The sequence below is a fragment of the Bradyrhizobium sp. PSBB068 genome (assembly GCA_016839165.1).
GTDB lineage: Bacteria > Pseudomonadota > Alphaproteobacteria > Rhizobiales > Xanthobacteraceae > Bradyrhizobium.
Map to the genome: position 1 here is coordinate 503,157 of CP069300.1, position 14,662 is coordinate 517,818.

Sequence of the window (14,662 nt, forward strand, 5' to 3'; positions counted from 1 at the left end):
ACTCACTGCACCGAGGTGAAGAAACGCGCGAGGCGGAAGCCGGAGAGCCAGGTCCAGACCGGCTGGCTGCGGATGCCCATGTCCCAGGAGCCGACCACCGCGTCCGCGCGGCCGATCAGATTGTCGATCGGCAACAGGCCGACGCCGCCGTCGCGCACCGGCACGCGGCTGTCGGCGGAATTGTCCCGGTTGTCGCCGAGCACGAACAGATTGCCGGGCGGCACCGTCACCTCGGGCGTGTTGTCGAGCCGGCCATTGTCGCGGATCTTGAAGATCGCGTGGCTGACACCGTTCGGCAGCGTCTCGACATAGCGATTGGCGTCCTCGCCGCCGCCGCGATCGTCTTCAGCAAAGCCGGTGCCGTCGGGCTTCAGCGCCGCAGCATGATCGTTGATGAAGAGCTGTCCCTGCCGCATCTGGATGCGATCGCCGGGCAGCCCGACCACGCGCTTGACCCAGGCCTGCGAGCGGTCGCCCGGCCAGCGGAACACGACGACGTCGCCGCGCTTCGGCGTCTCGCCGAACACCCGGCCGGTCTCCGGCAGCGTGATCTGGATCGGCAGCGACGCCGCGCCGTAGCCATAGGGATATTTCGAGGCGACCAGCGCGTCGCCGATCAGCAGCGTCGGCTCCATTGAGCCCGACGGCACGTAGAACGGCTCGGCGATCGCGCCCTTGGCGAGGAACACGACGGCCACGATCGCGGCCAGCTGTACGGCCTGTCCGCGCCAGCTGGTCGGCTTGGCCGCCACGACTTCGTTTCCGCTGCTCACTAGCCCGTTCCTCCGACCGTAATCCGTTCCATCCTGAGCGTCGGCTGGCCGACGCCGACCGGCACGCCCTGGCCGTTCTTGCCGCAGGTGCCGATTCCCGTATCCAGCTCAAGATCGTTGCCGATCATGGTGATCCTGTGGAGATCGGTCGGCCCGTTGCCGATCAGCATGGCGCCCTTCAGCGGCGCGCCGAGCTTGCCGTTCTCGATCTTGTAGGCCTCGGTGCACTGGAACACGTATTTGCCCGAGGTGATGTCGACCTGGCCGCCGCCGAAATTGGCGGCATACATGCCGTTCTTCACCGAGGCGATGATCTCGGCCGGGTCGCGGTCGCCCGCCAGCATGTAGGTGTTGGTCATGCGCGGCATCGGCACGTGGGCATAGCTCTGCCGCCGGCCGTTGCCGGTCGGCTTCATGCCCATCAGGCGTGCGTTCTGGCGGTCCTGCATGTAGCCGACCAGGATGCCGTCCTCGATCAGCATGGTGCGGTTGGTCGGCGTGCCCTCGTCGTCGATCGACAGCGAGCCGCGGCGCGAGGCCATGGTGCCGTCGTCGACCACGGTGACGCCCTTGGCTGCGACCTGCTGGCCCATCAGGCCGGCGAAGGCGGAAGTCTGCTTGCGGTTGAAGTCACCCTCGAGCCCATGGCCGACGGCCTCATGCAGCATCACGCCGGGCCAGCCGGCCCCGAGCACCACGTCCATCTCGCCGGCAGGCGCCGGCATCGATTCGAGATTGACCAGCGCCTCGCGCAGCGCGCCGTCGGCAGCGTCGCGCCAGGCCTTGGTCTCGATGAAGCGCGCATAGCCCTCGCGGCCGCCATAACCCTTGCTGCCGCTCTCCTGGCGGTCCCCTTGGCCTGCGACCACGGAGATGTTGACGCGCACCAGCGGGCGGATGTCGCGATAGCTCTCGCCGTCGGGCCGCAGGATCTCCACCACCTGCCAGGTCGCGGTGAGGCTGGCCGAGACCTGCCGCACCCGCGGGTCCTTGTCCCTGACATAGGCGTCGATCTCGCCGAGCAGTTTGACCTTGGCCTCGAACGCAGGTCCGTCGAGCGGGTTCTCGTCGCCATACAGCCTGACATTGGTGTGGGCCGGCGCCGCGGCGAACGTGCCGGCATAGCCGCCGCGCACCGCGGCAACCGCATCGGCCGCGCGGATCAGCGCCGGGATCGAGACGTCGGAGGAATGCGCATAGCCGACCGCATCGTCCTTGACGGCACGCAGGCCGAAGCCCTGCGAGGTGTCGTAGGTCGCCTGCTTGAGCCGGCCGTTGTCGAACACCAGCGCCTCGGTCTGCCCGAACTCCAGGAACAGCTCGCCGTCGTCGGCGCCTTCAAGGCCGCGTGCCACCTCGCGGCGAACGGCATCGCGGTCCAGATTGGCGCGGTCGAGCAGGGAGGTCGTGGCGGGATTGGTCATGGTCACTCCGACGCAGTGCGATTCTTTGGGCGTTCCGTGTCATCCTTGCCTGAAGCGCAACTGATTGCCAGTGGGGAACCCGGACGCAGGGATTTCGGGGCGATTGAAGCAGAGACGAGCGGAAAACGCATCTTACAACCCGGAAAGCTGCGCCGGTCCTGGTTCAGGGCCGGATGGCGACCGTCAAACATAGTGTTTTGGGTGGCAAACCGGGAGGGGCTGGGACAGTGACGGCGATCACGGCAGCCCCGCGCGATCCTCACCTTGTCGTCATCAGCGCGCGCGCCGGTCCGCCCTCCGCGGCTGGTCTTCCGGCTCGGGCTCATCGCTCGACGGCGCCGACTGCGCGGCGCTCCCGGTCGAGGTCGGAAAGCCATGCTCCTGCGCCCATCGGTGCAACTCGTCGAACATACAGGCCTGAGCGCCTTCGCCGACGGCGTCATCTCATACTCAATCCGCGGCGGCACCTCGGGATAGACCGTGCGCTTGACGCGGCCATTGGCTCCATCCGGGGTACGTGCTTCCGCAGCTAAGGGAGCGCCCTAGGGCAATTTGTCATAGCCCTCCGCCAGGCCGTTCAGGCTGAGCGGAAAGCCGATGCCCTCTTCCGGGGTTTCGAAAATGATGAAGGTCGCGGTCTTGGCGTTCTTGAGCTGGCCGAGCAGCTTGTCGTCCATCACGACCTCGGCGACGCAGCCATTGGGCAGGCAGCGGACGAAGCCGGCGCGGCCGACGTCCTGGTTGTCGAGTTTCAGGCCGAGGCCGGACGGCAGCAGCACGCCGAGCGGGGCGACCACGCGCATCAGGCGGCTCTTCTGGTCGGCGGTCTTCAGCACGATCACGGTCAGGCCGGCATTGGAGCGGTCTTCCGCTACCACGCTCTGGATCAGCGCGCATTGCTCGGCCTGGGCGCCGGGCGGGGTGTCGCAGCGGATCTGCCAGTCGCCATGGACCGAGCGCACCGCGCCCTGCGCGTTGGCCGCCTGGCTCAGGCCGAGCGAAAATGCGGCCGCCAAGAGGGCGCCGAGCCAGCGCGGCAGCGCCCGTCCTGCCTGAATGTTCGAAGCGCCCATCCGGGTCGATCCTCTAAAATGTTGGGTCCGGCCGTTCCGGCCGCCGGTAGCGCGCAACAGCCGACTGATACCGCAATGACGGCGCCTTGAAGGCGATCTTGGAGCCATTCCCGCGCCGGATTGGGGCAGCCCGCAGCGAATCAGGTTCCTGTGGGCTACCGCGCCTGTGCCTACATCCGGTAATCCGCCTGTCAACTGCGTGCGGCCGCCTTTCGCTTGATTTTGCGGGAAAAATCGCAAGCGGCAGCTTCATCGCAGGCGCATGGCTTTCGGCCCTACTACTGCATTGCGAGCGCCTGAGAATTATGGTTTGAGAGGCTGGATTTCGACGCGTTCTAGCGATCTGGCTCCCGTACCCACCTTGACTCAGAGACGGGTATGTCCGGAAGGCCGTTTGTCAGGGCGGATCGTGCTGCATTTTCGGCCACATGCCGGAGGTGCTTTGGGGAATAATGCAAGGGAGCGCGAGCGGCATGAAGATGTCGATTGGCCGGTTGGGCAGGCAATTGCTGGGGTTGACGGTAGCGGGTGTGGCGTCTGTCGCCGCGGGATCGGCCTTCGCCGAGATGGGGCAGCCGGCGCCGTGGGAGCACACGCTCCAGGAAGCCGCGACCCCGGTGATGGAAAACATCATCTGGTTCCACAATTTCCTGCTGGTGCTGATCACCGTCATTACGCTGTTCGTCCTGGCGCTGCTCGTCATCGTGGTGGTGAAGTTCAACGCCCGCGCCAACCCGGTCCCCTCCAAGACCACCCACAACACCCTGATCGAGGTGGCCTGGACGCTGATCCCGGTCCTGATCCTGGTCGGCATCGCGGTGCCGTCGTTCCGCCTGCTGTTCCTGGAGCTCGACGTGCCGAAGCCGGACCTCACCGTGAAGGTCACCGGCAAGCAGTGGTACTGGTCCTACGCCTACCCGGATAACGGCAAGTTCGAGTTCGACTCGCTGCTCGACAAGGACAAGCAGCCCCGTCTGCTCGGCGTCGACAACGAGATGGTGGTGCCGGTCAACAAGGTGGTGCGGATCCAGACCACCGGCGCCGACGTGATCCACTCCTTCGCGGTGCCGGCGTTCGGCGTGAAGATCGATTCGGTCCCCGGCCGCCTCAACGAGAGCTGGTTCAAGGCGACCAAGACCGGCGTGTTCTACGGTCAGTGCTCGGAACTGTGCGGCAAGGACCATGCCTTCATGCCGATCGCGGTGCGGGTCGTCAGCGACCAGGAATTCGCGACCTGGGTTGAAGGCGCGAAGAAGAAGTTTGCGACCAACCCGGCGAATTCCTACGCCTCGGCTGGTCAGGCGGCGCAGTAAGCCGGACGGCTTACGGCGCGGACGGAATAAGGGCGACGGGACCGCAAGGTCCGAGAGGGACTGCAAGGCAGGATTTTGAACATGGCGACAGGCGCAGCGACACACGACGATCACGCCCATGATGATCACGCCCACCATCCGACCGGATGGCGGCGCTATCTCTACTCCACGAACCACAAGGACATCGGTACGATGTACCTGGTCTTTGCGGTGATCGCGGGCGTCATCGGCGCTGCGATGTCGATCGCGATCCGTGCCGAGTTGATGTACCCGGGCGTCCAGATATTCCACGAGACGCACACCTATAACGTGTTCGTGACCTCGCACGGCCTGATCATGATCTTCTTCATGGTCATGCCGGCGATGATCGGCGGGTTCGGCAACTGGATGGTGCCGCTGATGATCGGCGCGCCCGACATGGCGTTCCCGCGCATGAACAACATCTCGTTCTGGCTGCTGCCGGCCTCGTTCGCGCTGCTGCTGCTGCTGTCGACCTTCGTCGAGGGTGAGCCGGGCGCCAACGGCGTCGGCGCCGGCTGGACCATGTACGCGCCGCTGTCGACCTCGGGTCATCCGGGTCCGGCGGTCGATTTCGCGATCCTGTCGCTGCATCTCGCCGGTGCCTCGTCGATCCTCGGCGCCATCAACTTCATCACCACGATCTTCAACATGCGCGCGCCGGGCATGACCCTGCACAAGATGCCGCTGTTCGTGTGGTCGATCCTGGTGACGGTGTTCCTGCTGCTGTTGTCGCTGCCGGTGCTTGCCGGCGCGATCACCATGCTGCTGACCGACCGCAATTTCGGCACCACCTTCTTTGCGGCCGACGGCGGCGGCGACCCGGTGCTGTTCCAGCATCTGTTCTGGTTCTTCGGCCACCCCGAAGTGTACATCCTGATCCTGCCCGCCTTCGGCATGATCAGCCAGATCGTCTCCACCTTCTCGCGCAAGCCCGTGTTCGGCTATCTCGGCATGGCCTACGCCATGGTCGCGATCGGCGGCATCGGCTTCGTGGTGTGGGCGCACCACATGTACACCGTGGGCATGTCGTCGGCGACGCAGGCCTATTTCGTCGCCGCCACGATGGTGATCGCGGTGCCGACCGGCGTGAAGATCTTCTCCTGGATCGCCACGATGTGGGGCGGCTCGATCGAGTTCAAGGCGCCGATGATCTGGGCGATCGGCTTCATCTTCCTGTTCACCGTCGGCGGCGTCACCGGCGTCGTGCTGGCCAATGCCGGCGTCGACCGCGTGCTGCAGGACACCTACTACGTGGTGGCGCACTTCCACTACGTGCTGTCGCTCGGCGCCGTGTTCGGCATCTTCGCCGGCTGGTACTACTGGTTCCCGAAGATGTTCGGCTACATGTACTCGGAGAAGATCGCCAAGGCGCACTTCTGGTTCACCTTCGTCGGCGTCAACCTGGTGTTCTTCCCGCAGCACTTCCTCGGCCTGTCGGGCATGCCGCGCCGCTATGTCGACTATCCGGATGCGTTCGCCGGCTGGAACCTGATCTCCTCCTGGGGCTCGTACATCTCCGGCGTCGGCGTCCTGATCTTCATCTACGGCGTGATCGATGCCTTCGTCCGCAAGGAGCAGGCCGCGAACAATCCGTGGGGTGCGGGTGCCACTACGCTTGAGTGGACGCTGACCTCGCCGCCGCCGTTCCACCAGTTCGAAGTGCTGCCGCGCGTGCAGTAAGTCCACGACAACGCGGCGCACCTGCGGGTGCGCCGCGCCTTTTGCAGAGAAGTGAGACCTGATCTTGTCGGTTGTCGATCACAACGCCATTGAATTGCCCCGGATCTCGGAGGCTGAAGTGGGCGACTACATCGCGCTGCTGAAGCCGCGCGTGATGTCGCTGGTGATCTTCACCGCGCTGGTCGGGCTGATGATCGCGCCGGTTCATGTGCATCCGGTGCTGGCGTTCACCTCAATCCTCTGCATCGCGGTCGGTGCCGGTGCCTCCGGCGCTCTCAACATGGCCTATGAGAGCGACGTCGACGCCTTGATGACGCGCACCGCCAACCGGCCGATTCCGCGCGGCCGGATCACCCAGGCCGAGGCGGCCGCCTTCGGCCTGACGCTCGCCTTCTTCTCGGTGATGACGCTCGGCATCCTGGTCAACTGGGTGGCGGGCGCGCTGCTCGCCTTCACCATCTTCTTCTATGCCGTGATCTACACGATGCTGCTGAAGCGCTGGACCGCGCAGAACATCGTGATCGGCGGCGCCGCCGGCGCGCTGCCGCCGGTGGTGGCTTGGGCCGCCGCGACCGGCTCGCTCTCGGTCGAGCCGATCCTGCTGTTCATGATCATCTTCTTCTGGACCCCGCCGCACTTCTGGGCGCTGGCGCTGTTCCGCAGCGACGACTATGCGCGCGCCGGCATCCCGATGCTGCCGGTGGTCGCCGGTCCCGACGCCACCCGCCTGCAGATCCTGCTCTACACCGTCGTGCTGGTCGCGATCGCGCTGGCGCCATGGCCGCTCGGCTATTTCGACGCGATCTACGGCGTCACCTCGCTGGTGCTGGGCGCCGGCATGCTGTGGCTCGCCATCGAGGTTTACCGTCGCCGCGAGGGCACGGTTGCCAACCGCGCCACGCGGCGGCTGTTCGCGTTCTCGATCCTTTATCTGTTCGCGCTGTTCGCCGTCCTCCTTGCCGAGGTCGTGGTCCGCGCGATCCTGCCTGCCTTCATCGGATAGGGACGCCGGGGGGCGAGATGGGGGCACACGGGACAGCAATGGACGACAAGAACGAACCAGACGGCATCGTCCTCACCGAGGCGCAACTCAAGAGCCGCCGCCAGCGTTCGATCGCGATTGCGCTCGCGCTCGGCGTCATGGTGGTGCTGTTCTTCGCCGTCACCCTGGTGAAGGGGCCGGCCGTGCTGGTGCGACCGCTGTGAGCGAGATGGCGAACCAGGGTGTGCAGCAGGCTCCGCAAGGCGAGGGTGCCAAGGTCACGCGCCGCATGCTGACCCGCGACGCCCTGGTGGCGTCGATCTGCGGCTTCGTCGTGGTGCTGATGGTCGGCGCGTCCTACGCGGCCGTGCCGTTCTACAACTGGTTCTGCCGCACCACCGGCTTCAACGGCACCACCCAGGTCGCGACGTCGGCGCCTTCTGATGCACCGCTCGAGCGCACCATTGCGGTCAGCTTCGATTCCAACGTCGCGCCGGGCCTGCCCTGGAAGTTCGAGGCCGAGCAGACCACGATCGACGTCAAGATCGGCCAGGTCGTCACGGTCTACTACACCGTGACCAACCAGTCGGCGCGCACCACGACCGGCCAGGCAGCCTACAACGTCGCGCCGCTGACGGTCGGCGCCTATTTCCAGAAGATCAACTGCTTCTGCTTCACTGAACAGACCATGGCGCCGGGCGAGAAGCGCGAGATGGCCGTGGTGTTCTATGTCGATCCGGCGCTGGCCAAGGACAGCGAGAACGACACGCTGAAGACGATCACTTTGTCCTACACCTTCTTTCCCGTGCGCGACGCTACGCCGAAGCCCGTGGCGGCCGGCGAGGCGGAGCAGCGCAAGGGCGGCTAGAGCATGATCCGGAAAAGTGGGGTCCGGTTTTCCGAGAAGATCATGCTGAAGAGATTGGAATTTAAGATTAAGACGTGCCTTGCGGCACGCGAATGGAGAGACGGCAATGGCTGAGGCGCAAGTCAAGCATCACGACTATCATCTCGTCGACCCGAGCCCGTGGCCGGTGGTCGGCTCGGTCTCGGCCTTCATCATGGCGCTCGGTGCGATCGGCTGGATGCACCACATGTTCTCCGCCGCGCCGATCGTGTTCGGCGTCGGCACCATCGGCGTGCTCTACACCATGGCAAGCTGGTGGGGCGATGTGATCAAGGAAGCCCAGTACAAGGGCGACCACACCCGCGTGGTGCAGATCAGCCATCGCTACGGCATGATCCTGTTCATCGCCTCCGAGGTGATGTTCTTCGTCGCCTGGTTCTGGGCCTTTTTCAACTCGGCGCTGTTCCCGGCCGATGCGGTGCACGCCACGCGCGATGCGGTGTTCGGCTGCGGCGCCGGCACGGCGATGGGCGCATGCTCCGTCCCCGGCACCTGGCCGCCCCACGGCATCGAGACCTTCGATCCCTGGCATCTGCCGCTGCTCAACACGCTGCTGCTGCTGACCTCGGGCACCACGGTCACCTGGGCGCACCATGCGCTGCTGGAGAACGACCGCCAGGGCCTCAAGCAGGGCCTGATCCTCACCGTGATCCTCGGCGCCTGTTTCACCTGCGTGCAGGCCTATGAGTACGCCCATGCGACGTTCTCGTTCGGCGGCAACGTCTATGGCGCGACCTTCTTCATGGCGACCGGGTTCCACGGCTTCCACGTGCTGGTCGGCACCATCTTCCTGCTGGTCTGCCTGATCCGCGCCTATGCCGGCCACTTCACGCCGAAGCAGCATCTCGGCTTCGAGTTCGCCGCCTGGTACTGGCACTTCGTCGACGTGGTCTGGCTGTTCCTGTTCATCTGCATCTATGTCTGGGGCCACGGCGCCGAGTCGATGGCGCACGGCGCCCACTGACTTCGCCGACGTGCTAAGAGGGGGCGGCCTGATGGCCGCCCCCTTTGCTTTTGATAGAGAGCCGATGACCGATATCCCGCCCACTGTGACCGAAAGCGCGATCCGCGGCATCGCCTGCCGCTGCCCACGCTGCGGCAAGGGCAAGCTCTATTCCGGCTTTCTGACGCTGGCGCCGCGCTGTCAGGCCTGTGGCCTCGACTACGCCTTCATCGATGCCGGCGACGGGCCGGCGGTCTTCATCATCATGCTGGCCGGCGCCATCGTGGTCGCGGCGGCGCTGATCGTCGAGGTCAAGTACCAGCCGCCATTCTGGGTGCATGCCGCGCTATGGCTGCCGTTGATCGTGGTGACCACGATCCTGCCGCTGCGTTCGATGAAGGCGCTGCTGATCGCGCTGCAATTCCACCACAAGGCCGCCGAAGGCCAACTGATCGAGCGCGACCCGAAATGAATGACGTCTCTACGCGCCGACCGAGCGCGGCCGGCTTCGGCCTTTTCACGCTGATCCTGATCGCGGTGTTCATCGCGCTCGGCGTCTGGCAGTTGCAGCGCCGGGTCGAGAAGCATGCGCTGATCGCAGCGCTCGACGCGCGGCTGGCCGCGCCGACCGAGGCGCTGCCGCCGCCATCGGCATGGCCCACGCTGACCTCGGCGAAGGATGAATTCCGCCGCGTCACTTTGACCGCGACTTACGCAAAGCTGCCCGACGCGATGGTGTTCAGCTCCGGCTCCGCGGTGCGCGACGACATTTCGGGGCCCGGCACCTGGGCGTTCCTGCCGGCCAAGCTTGCCAGTGGCGAGACCGTCGTGATCAACACCGGGTTCGTCCAGAACACGATGCAGGACCGCGCTTTCGAGGATCGCGTCACAGGTCGCCTCGTCACCGGCGCGCCGGTCGAACTCACAGGCTATATCCGTTATCCCGAGCCGCCGGGCCGGCTGACGCCGAAGGAAGATGCATCGAAGCGGCTGTGGTTCGTGCGCGACCATCGCGCCATGGCGCAGGCGCTCGGCTGGGGCGAGGTCGCGCCGTTCTATATCGACCTCGAAGCGCCGGTGCCCGATAGCGGCACGCCGAAGCCCGGGCCTTTGAAGGTGCATCTCAAGGACGACCACATGCAGTACGCCATCACCTGGTTCTCGCTGGCGGCCGCGGTCACGATCGCCTTCGGCCTGTGGTGGCGCGGCCAGCGGCGCCGCGCGGGCTGAGCGAGCAGGTCACGAGGCCGCCTCGGCTTCGTGCGGCGCGTCCTTCCGCGCAACTGCGCGCAGGTTGGCCAACGACCGGCTGATCCTGTCGAGGTAGATGTACACGACCGGCGTCGTGAACAGCGTCATCAATTGCGAGACGATCAAGCCGCCGACGATGGCAAAGCCGAGCGGCTGACGCAGCTCCGATCCGGTGCCGGTGCCGATCATCAGCGGAACGCCGCCGAGCATCGCGCACATTGTCGTCATCAGGATCGGGCGGAACCGCGCCCGGCAGGCCATGTAGATCGACTGTTCGGCGGAGACATGCTGGTGGCGCTCGGCCTGTAGCGCGAAATCGATCAGCATGATGCCGTTCTTCTGTACGATGCCGATCAAGAGGATGATGCCGATCAGCCCGATCACGTCGAGCCCGAGGCCGAACGCCCACAGTGCGACCAGCGCGCCGAGCCCGGCGGACGGCAAGGTCGAGAGGATCGTGATCGGGTGGATCGTGCTCTCATAAAGCATGCCGAGGATCAGATAGACGGCGACCAAGGCGGCGAGGATCAGGATCGGCGTCGACGCGAGCGCCGCCTGGAACGCCTGCGCATTGCCCTGGAAGCTGGTGACGACGGTCGACGGCACGTGCAGCTCGGCGGTCGCCTTCTGCACCGCCGCGACCGCGGTCCCCACCGCCGTGCCCGGCGCCAGGTTGAAGCTCAGCGTCACCGACGGGAACTGGCTCTGATGGTTCACGGAAAGCGGCGCGGTGCCGTAGTCGATGCTCGCGATCTGGCTGAGCGGCACCATGGTCCCCGCGGACGAACGGATATAGATGCGGTTGAGTGCATAGGGGCCGAGCTGGAACGACGGATCGACCTCCAGGATCACGTAATAGGTGTTGAGCGTCGTGAACAGCTGGGCGACATGCCGCTGGCCGAATGAATCATAGAGCGTGTTGTCCACGGCAGCCGGATCGATGCCGAGGCGGGAGGCCGCGTCGCGGTCGATCTGCAGCTTGAGCTGACGCGCGGCGTTGGCCTGGTCGGTCGCGACGTCGGCCAATTCGGGCAGCGTCTTCAGCTTCTGATACAGCTTGCCGGCCCACAGATTGAGCTCATCCTGGTTCACGTCGGTGAGGGTGAACTGGTACTGCGTCTTGGACAGGCGGCTCGCGAGATTGATGTCCTGCGTTGCCTGCATGAACACCGACATGCCCTTGATCTTCTGCAACGCGGTGTCGAGCTGGCGGATCACCTGATCGGCGGATGCGTTGCGTTCGGCCCGCGGCTTCAGCAGCACGAACAGGCGGCCGTTGTTCTCGGTCACGGTCGGGCCGCCCGGCCCGATATAACCGGTCGCATTGGCAACCGAGGGATTCCTCGAAATGACATCGATGACGCTGCGTTGCAGTGTCGCCATTTGCGCCGGAGAGATGTCGGCCGAGGCCTCCGTGATGCCGGTGATCATGCCGGTGTCCTGCTGCGGAAAGAAGCCCTTCGGGATGCCCACGAACAGCAAGCCGGTCACCGCGACGCTCGCCAGCATGATCGACAGCGTCGCGGCCTTGTAGCGCAGCGCTGCGGCAAGCACGGCTTCATAGCCCGTCTGGATCGCGACGAAGCCGCGTTCCAGCGTGCGCGAGATGATCCCGGCCTCGGCGCCCTGGTGCGGCGATAGCAAATAGGCGCACATCATCGGCGTCAGCGTCACTGAGACGATCACCGACACCACGATGGCAACGCATACCGTGACGGCGAACTCCTGGAACATGCGGCCGATCACCCCGCCCATCAGCAGCAGCGGAATGAAAACCGCGATCAGCGAGACCGAGATCGAGATGATGGTGAAGCCGATCTCGCCCGCGCCTTTCAGCGCAGCCTGCATCGGAGAGAGGCCTTCCTCGATATGCCGGGAGATATTCTCGATCATCACGATGGCATCGTCGACGACGAAGCCGACCGCGATCGACAGGCCCATCAGCGACAGATTGTCGAGGCTGTAGTTGAGCAGATACATCACGCCGAAGGTGCCGATCAGTGAGATCGGGACCGAGACCGCGGGGATGATGGTCGCCCACAGATTGCGCAGGAACAGGAAGATCACCCCGACCACCAGCGCGATGGTCAGCACCAGGGTGAGCTGAACGTCGGCGACGCTGGCGCGGATGGTCTGCGTTCGGTCCGAGGCGATCGTGACCTTGATGTCGGACGGCAGGCTCGACACCAGCTGTGGCAGCAGCTTCTTGATGCCGTCCACCGTGCTGATCACGTTGGCGCCGGGCTGGCGCTGGATCGCGAGAATGACGGCGGGCTTGTCGTTGTACCAGCCGTGCAGCGTGACGTCCTCGGCCGCCACGATGGCCTGCCCGACGTCGCGCAGGCGCACCGGCGCGCCGTTGCGATAGGCGATGATCAGATCGTCATACTTGTTCGCGACCAGCACCTGGTCGTTGGTGGCGAGCGTATAGGCCTGCTGACTGCCGTAGAGCACCCCCTTGGGCTGGTTCACGGTGATGTTGCCGAGCGTGGCGCGTAATTGCTCGAGATCGAGCCCTGCGGCAGCGAGCTTGGCCGGATTGACCTGCACCCGGATCGACGGCTTCTGCATGCCGCCGATGGTGACGAGCGAGACACCCGGCACCTGCGACAATTTCTGCGCCAGGATGCTGTCGGCATAGTCGTCGACCTTGGTCAGCGGCTCGGTGTCCGACGTGAGCGCGATCAGCAGCACCGGCACGTCGGCCGGATTGACCTTGTGGAAGGTCGGCGGCGACGGCATCGTCTTGGGCAATTGCCCCGATGCCGCATCGATCGCGGTCTGCACGTCCTGCGCCGCCGCATCGACGCTGCGGTTCAGCGCGAATTGCAGCGTGATCTGGGTGTTGCCGAGCCCGCTGCTCGAGCTCATGCCGGTCAAGCCGGCGATCTGACCGAACTGCCGTTCCAGCGGGGTTGCGACCGACGAGGCCATGGTCTGCGGGTCGGCGCCGGGGAATTGCGCGGTGACCTGGATGGTCGGGGTATCTACCGTCGGCAACGCCGAGACCGGCAGGCGCACGAAGGCGATGATGCCGACCAGCACGATGGCGACGGCCAGGAACGCGGTGGCGACGGGCTTGCGGATGAAACCTGCGGAGACGTTCATGGCAGCATCCCTGCGCTTGCGGTGGTTGCGTCCTGGACCTGGTCTTTCTTGTCGTCGGGCACGATCTCGACCGTGGTCCCGGGATTGAGCCGGTACTGCCCCGCGGTGACCACGGTCTCGTTGGCCGCGAGGCCCTGCTCGATCAGGACCTGCCCGTCGCGCGATTGGCCGGTCGTGACATTGCGGATGCCGACGACGTTGTTCGGGCCGACCGTATAGGCGAAGGCGCCGTCCGGCCCCTGGCGAACCGCCGTCAGCGGCACGGTGAGCGCGTTGTGCCGAACGGCGATCGTCAGATGAACGTTGACGAAGGTGCCTGGCCACAGCGTGTTGCCGGCATTGGGGAAGGATGCCTTCAGCTGCACGGTGCCGGTCGAGCTGTCGACCTGGTTGTTGATCAGCATCAGGCTGCCGTGGTCGAGCTTGTGCTTGTTCTGGGCATCATAGACGTCGACCGATGCGTCGCCGGATGCCAGCGCCTGCTGGACACCGGGGATGTCGCCGGATGGCAGCGTGAAGATCACCGCGATCGGCTGCAGCTGGGTGAGGACCACAAGCCCGTTGGTATCGGTCGGGTGCACGACGTTGCCGGGATCGATGCGGCGGATGCCGGTGACGCCGTTGAACGGCGCCGTGATCGTGGCGTAGCTCAGCTGGGTCTGTGCGGCCTCAAGCGCGGCCTTGTCGAGCGCGACGGTGCCTTCGCCCTGCGCGACCTGCGAATCCTGGGTATCGAGCAGTTGCTGGGTCGCAAAGCCGCGAGTGGCGAGCGGCTGGGTACGCGCCAGATTGGTCCTGGCGTTCTTCAGACTCGCCTGGTCGCGTGCCAGCGCGGCCTCGGCCTGGTCGACCTGGGCCTCGTAGACCCGCGGGTCGATCCTGGCGAGTACATCGCCGCGCTTCACCTGCTTGCCTTCGACAAAATCGACGCTGTCGAGCGTGCCCTGCACCTGGGTGCGGATGGTGGCCGTGTTGATCGGCGTCACCGTGCCCAATCCTTCGAGCACGATCGGCACATCATGCTGCAGGACCTTTGCCGCCGTCACCGGAACGACTGATGTGGTCGTCTTCGACTGGGCCGCGGCCGGAGCCCTGTCGGCCGCGCGATCCGGCCGATCCACGGCATACAAGCCGACGCTGATTGCGGCGGCCGCCAGGCACACGCCCGCGATCGTGATGGTCTTCAT

General features: G+C 65.5%; 14 protein-coding genes. 8 read left to right on the plus strand and 6 right to left on the minus strand.

Annotated features, from left to right (window positions below):
* Nucleotides 1–2: 2 nt before the first annotated feature.
* The 4 genes from lepB to JQ507_02330 form a co-directional block, all read right to left on the minus strand.
* Nucleotides 3–773, minus strand: coding sequence for a signal peptidase I (lepB, locus tag JQ507_02315; GenBank protein QRI70399.1), 771 nt, complete (start codon nt 771–773; stop codon nt 3–5).
* The gene (tldD, locus tag JQ507_02320; GenBank protein QRI70400.1) at nt 773–2,197 is read right to left on the minus strand and encodes a metalloprotease TldD; all 1,425 of its coding nucleotides are present in this window, start codon (nt 2,195–2,197) and stop codon (nt 773–775) included. Before tldD ends, lepB begins: the two co-directional genes overlap by 1 nt.
* A gap of 2 nt (nt 2,198–2,199) precedes the next feature.
* Nucleotides 2,200–2,664 carry a hypothetical protein gene (locus JQ507_02325; protein QRI70401.1) on the minus strand — a complete coding sequence of 155 codons (465 nt, stop codon included), beginning with the start codon at nt 2,662–2,664 and terminating at the stop codon, nt 2,200–2,202.
* 75 nt (nt 2,665–2,739) lie between these two features.
* A complete protein-coding gene (locus JQ507_02330; GenBank protein QRI73144.1) occupies nt 2,740–3,213 on the minus strand; it encodes an invasion associated locus B family protein in 474 nt (157 codons plus the stop codon).
* Between the two features lie 530 nt (nt 3,214–3,743).
* Between JQ507_02330 and coxB the strand changes: the two genes are divergently transcribed.
* The 8 genes from coxB (at nt 3,744) to JQ507_02370 (ending at nt 10,346) form a co-directional block, all read left to right on the plus strand.
* The gene (gene coxB / locus JQ507_02335; protein ID QRI70402.1) at nt 3,744–4,583 is read left to right on the plus strand and encodes a cytochrome c oxidase subunit II; all 840 of its coding nucleotides are present in this window, start codon (nt 3,744–3,746) and stop codon (nt 4,581–4,583) included.
* Nucleotides 4,584–4,664: 81 nt separating this feature from the next.
* Nucleotides 4,665–6,284: a cytochrome c oxidase subunit I gene (gene ctaD / locus JQ507_02340; GenBank protein ID QRI70403.1), complete on the plus strand. Its 1,620-nt coding sequence runs from the start codon at nt 4,665–4,667 to the stop codon at nt 6,282–6,284.
* 64 nt (nt 6,285–6,348) lie between these two features.
* Nucleotides 6,349–7,287 carry a protoheme IX farnesyltransferase gene (locus JQ507_02345; GenBank protein QRI70404.1) on the plus strand — a complete coding sequence of 313 codons (939 nt, stop codon included), beginning with the start codon at nt 6,349–6,351 and terminating at the stop codon, nt 7,285–7,287.
* A 38-nt stretch (nt 7,288–7,325) separates the two neighbouring features.
* A complete protein-coding gene (locus JQ507_02350; GenBank protein QRI70405.1) occupies nt 7,326–7,490 on the plus strand; it encodes a CoxF protein in 165 nt (54 codons plus the stop codon).
* A 5-nt stretch (nt 7,491–7,495) separates the two neighbouring features.
* Nucleotides 7,496–8,134, plus strand: a complete 639-nt coding sequence (locus JQ507_02355; GenBank protein ID QRI70406.1) for a cytochrome c oxidase assembly protein — start codon at nt 7,496–7,498, stop codon at nt 8,132–8,134.
* A gap of 106 nt (nt 8,135–8,240) precedes the next feature.
* Complete coding sequence (locus JQ507_02360) at nt 8,241–9,137, plus strand: cytochrome c oxidase subunit 3 (GenBank protein QRI70407.1); 897 nt, start codon at nt 8,241–8,243, stop codon at nt 9,135–9,137.
* A 64-nt stretch (nt 9,138–9,201) separates the two neighbouring features.
* A complete protein-coding gene (locus tag JQ507_02365) occupies nt 9,202–9,588 on the plus strand; it encodes a DUF983 domain-containing protein (protein QRI70408.1) in 387 nt (128 codons plus the stop codon).
* The gene (locus JQ507_02370; GenBank protein QRI70409.1) at nt 9,585–10,346 is read left to right on the plus strand and encodes an SURF1 family protein; all 762 of its coding nucleotides are present in this window, start codon (nt 9,585–9,587) and stop codon (nt 10,344–10,346) included. The genes JQ507_02365 and JQ507_02370 overlap by 4 nt, the downstream gene beginning before the upstream one ends.
* Before the next feature lie 9 nt (nt 10,347–10,355).
* Here the strand turns inward: JQ507_02370 and JQ507_02375 are convergent, their stop codons facing one another.
* Nucleotides 10,356–13,475 (minus strand): efflux RND transporter permease subunit, encoded by a 3,120-nt coding sequence (locus tag JQ507_02375; GenBank protein ID QRI70410.1) that lies wholly within the window; start codon nt 13,473–13,475, stop codon nt 10,356–10,358.
* A complete protein-coding gene (locus tag JQ507_02380; protein ID QRI73145.1) occupies nt 13,472–14,662 on the minus strand; it encodes an efflux RND transporter periplasmic adaptor subunit in 1,191 nt (396 codons plus the stop codon). The genes JQ507_02375 and JQ507_02380 overlap by 4 nt, the downstream gene beginning before the upstream one ends.

What these genes read in the sequence shown, in the direction of transcription:
- tldD (QRI70400.1), bottom strand. Translation starts at nt 2,197, where the DNA reads ATGACCAATCCCGCCACGACCTCCCTGCTCGACCGCGCCAATCTGGAC.
- coxB (QRI70402.1), top strand. Translation starts at nt 3,744, where the DNA reads ATGAAGATGTCGATTGGCCGGTTGGGCAGGCAATTGCTGGGGTTGACG.
- ctaD (QRI70403.1), top strand. Translation starts at nt 4,665, where the DNA reads ATGGCGACAGGCGCAGCGACACACGACGATCACGCCCATGATGATCAC.
- JQ507_02350 (QRI70405.1), top strand. Translation starts at nt 7,326, where the DNA reads ATGGACGACAAGAACGAACCAGACGGCATCGTCCTCACCGAGGCGCAA.
- JQ507_02355 (QRI70406.1), top strand. Translation starts at nt 7,496, where the DNA reads ATGGCGAACCAGGGTGTGCAGCAGGCTCCGCAAGGCGAGGGTGCCAAG.
- JQ507_02360 (QRI70407.1), top strand. Translation starts at nt 8,241, where the DNA reads ATGGCTGAGGCGCAAGTCAAGCATCACGACTATCATCTCGTCGACCCG.
- JQ507_02365 (QRI70408.1), top strand. Translation starts at nt 9,202, where the DNA reads ATGACCGATATCCCGCCCACTGTGACCGAAAGCGCGATCCGCGGCATC.
- JQ507_02370 (QRI70409.1), top strand. Translation starts at nt 9,585, where the DNA reads ATGAATGACGTCTCTACGCGCCGACCGAGCGCGGCCGGCTTCGGCCTT.
- JQ507_02375 (QRI70410.1), bottom strand. Translation starts at nt 13,475, where the DNA reads ATGAACGTCTCCGCAGGTTTCATCCGCAAGCCCGTCGCCACCGCGTTC.
- JQ507_02380 (QRI73145.1), bottom strand. Translation starts at nt 14,662, where the DNA reads ATGAAGACCATCACGATCGCGGGCGTGTGCCTGGCGGCCGCCGCAATC.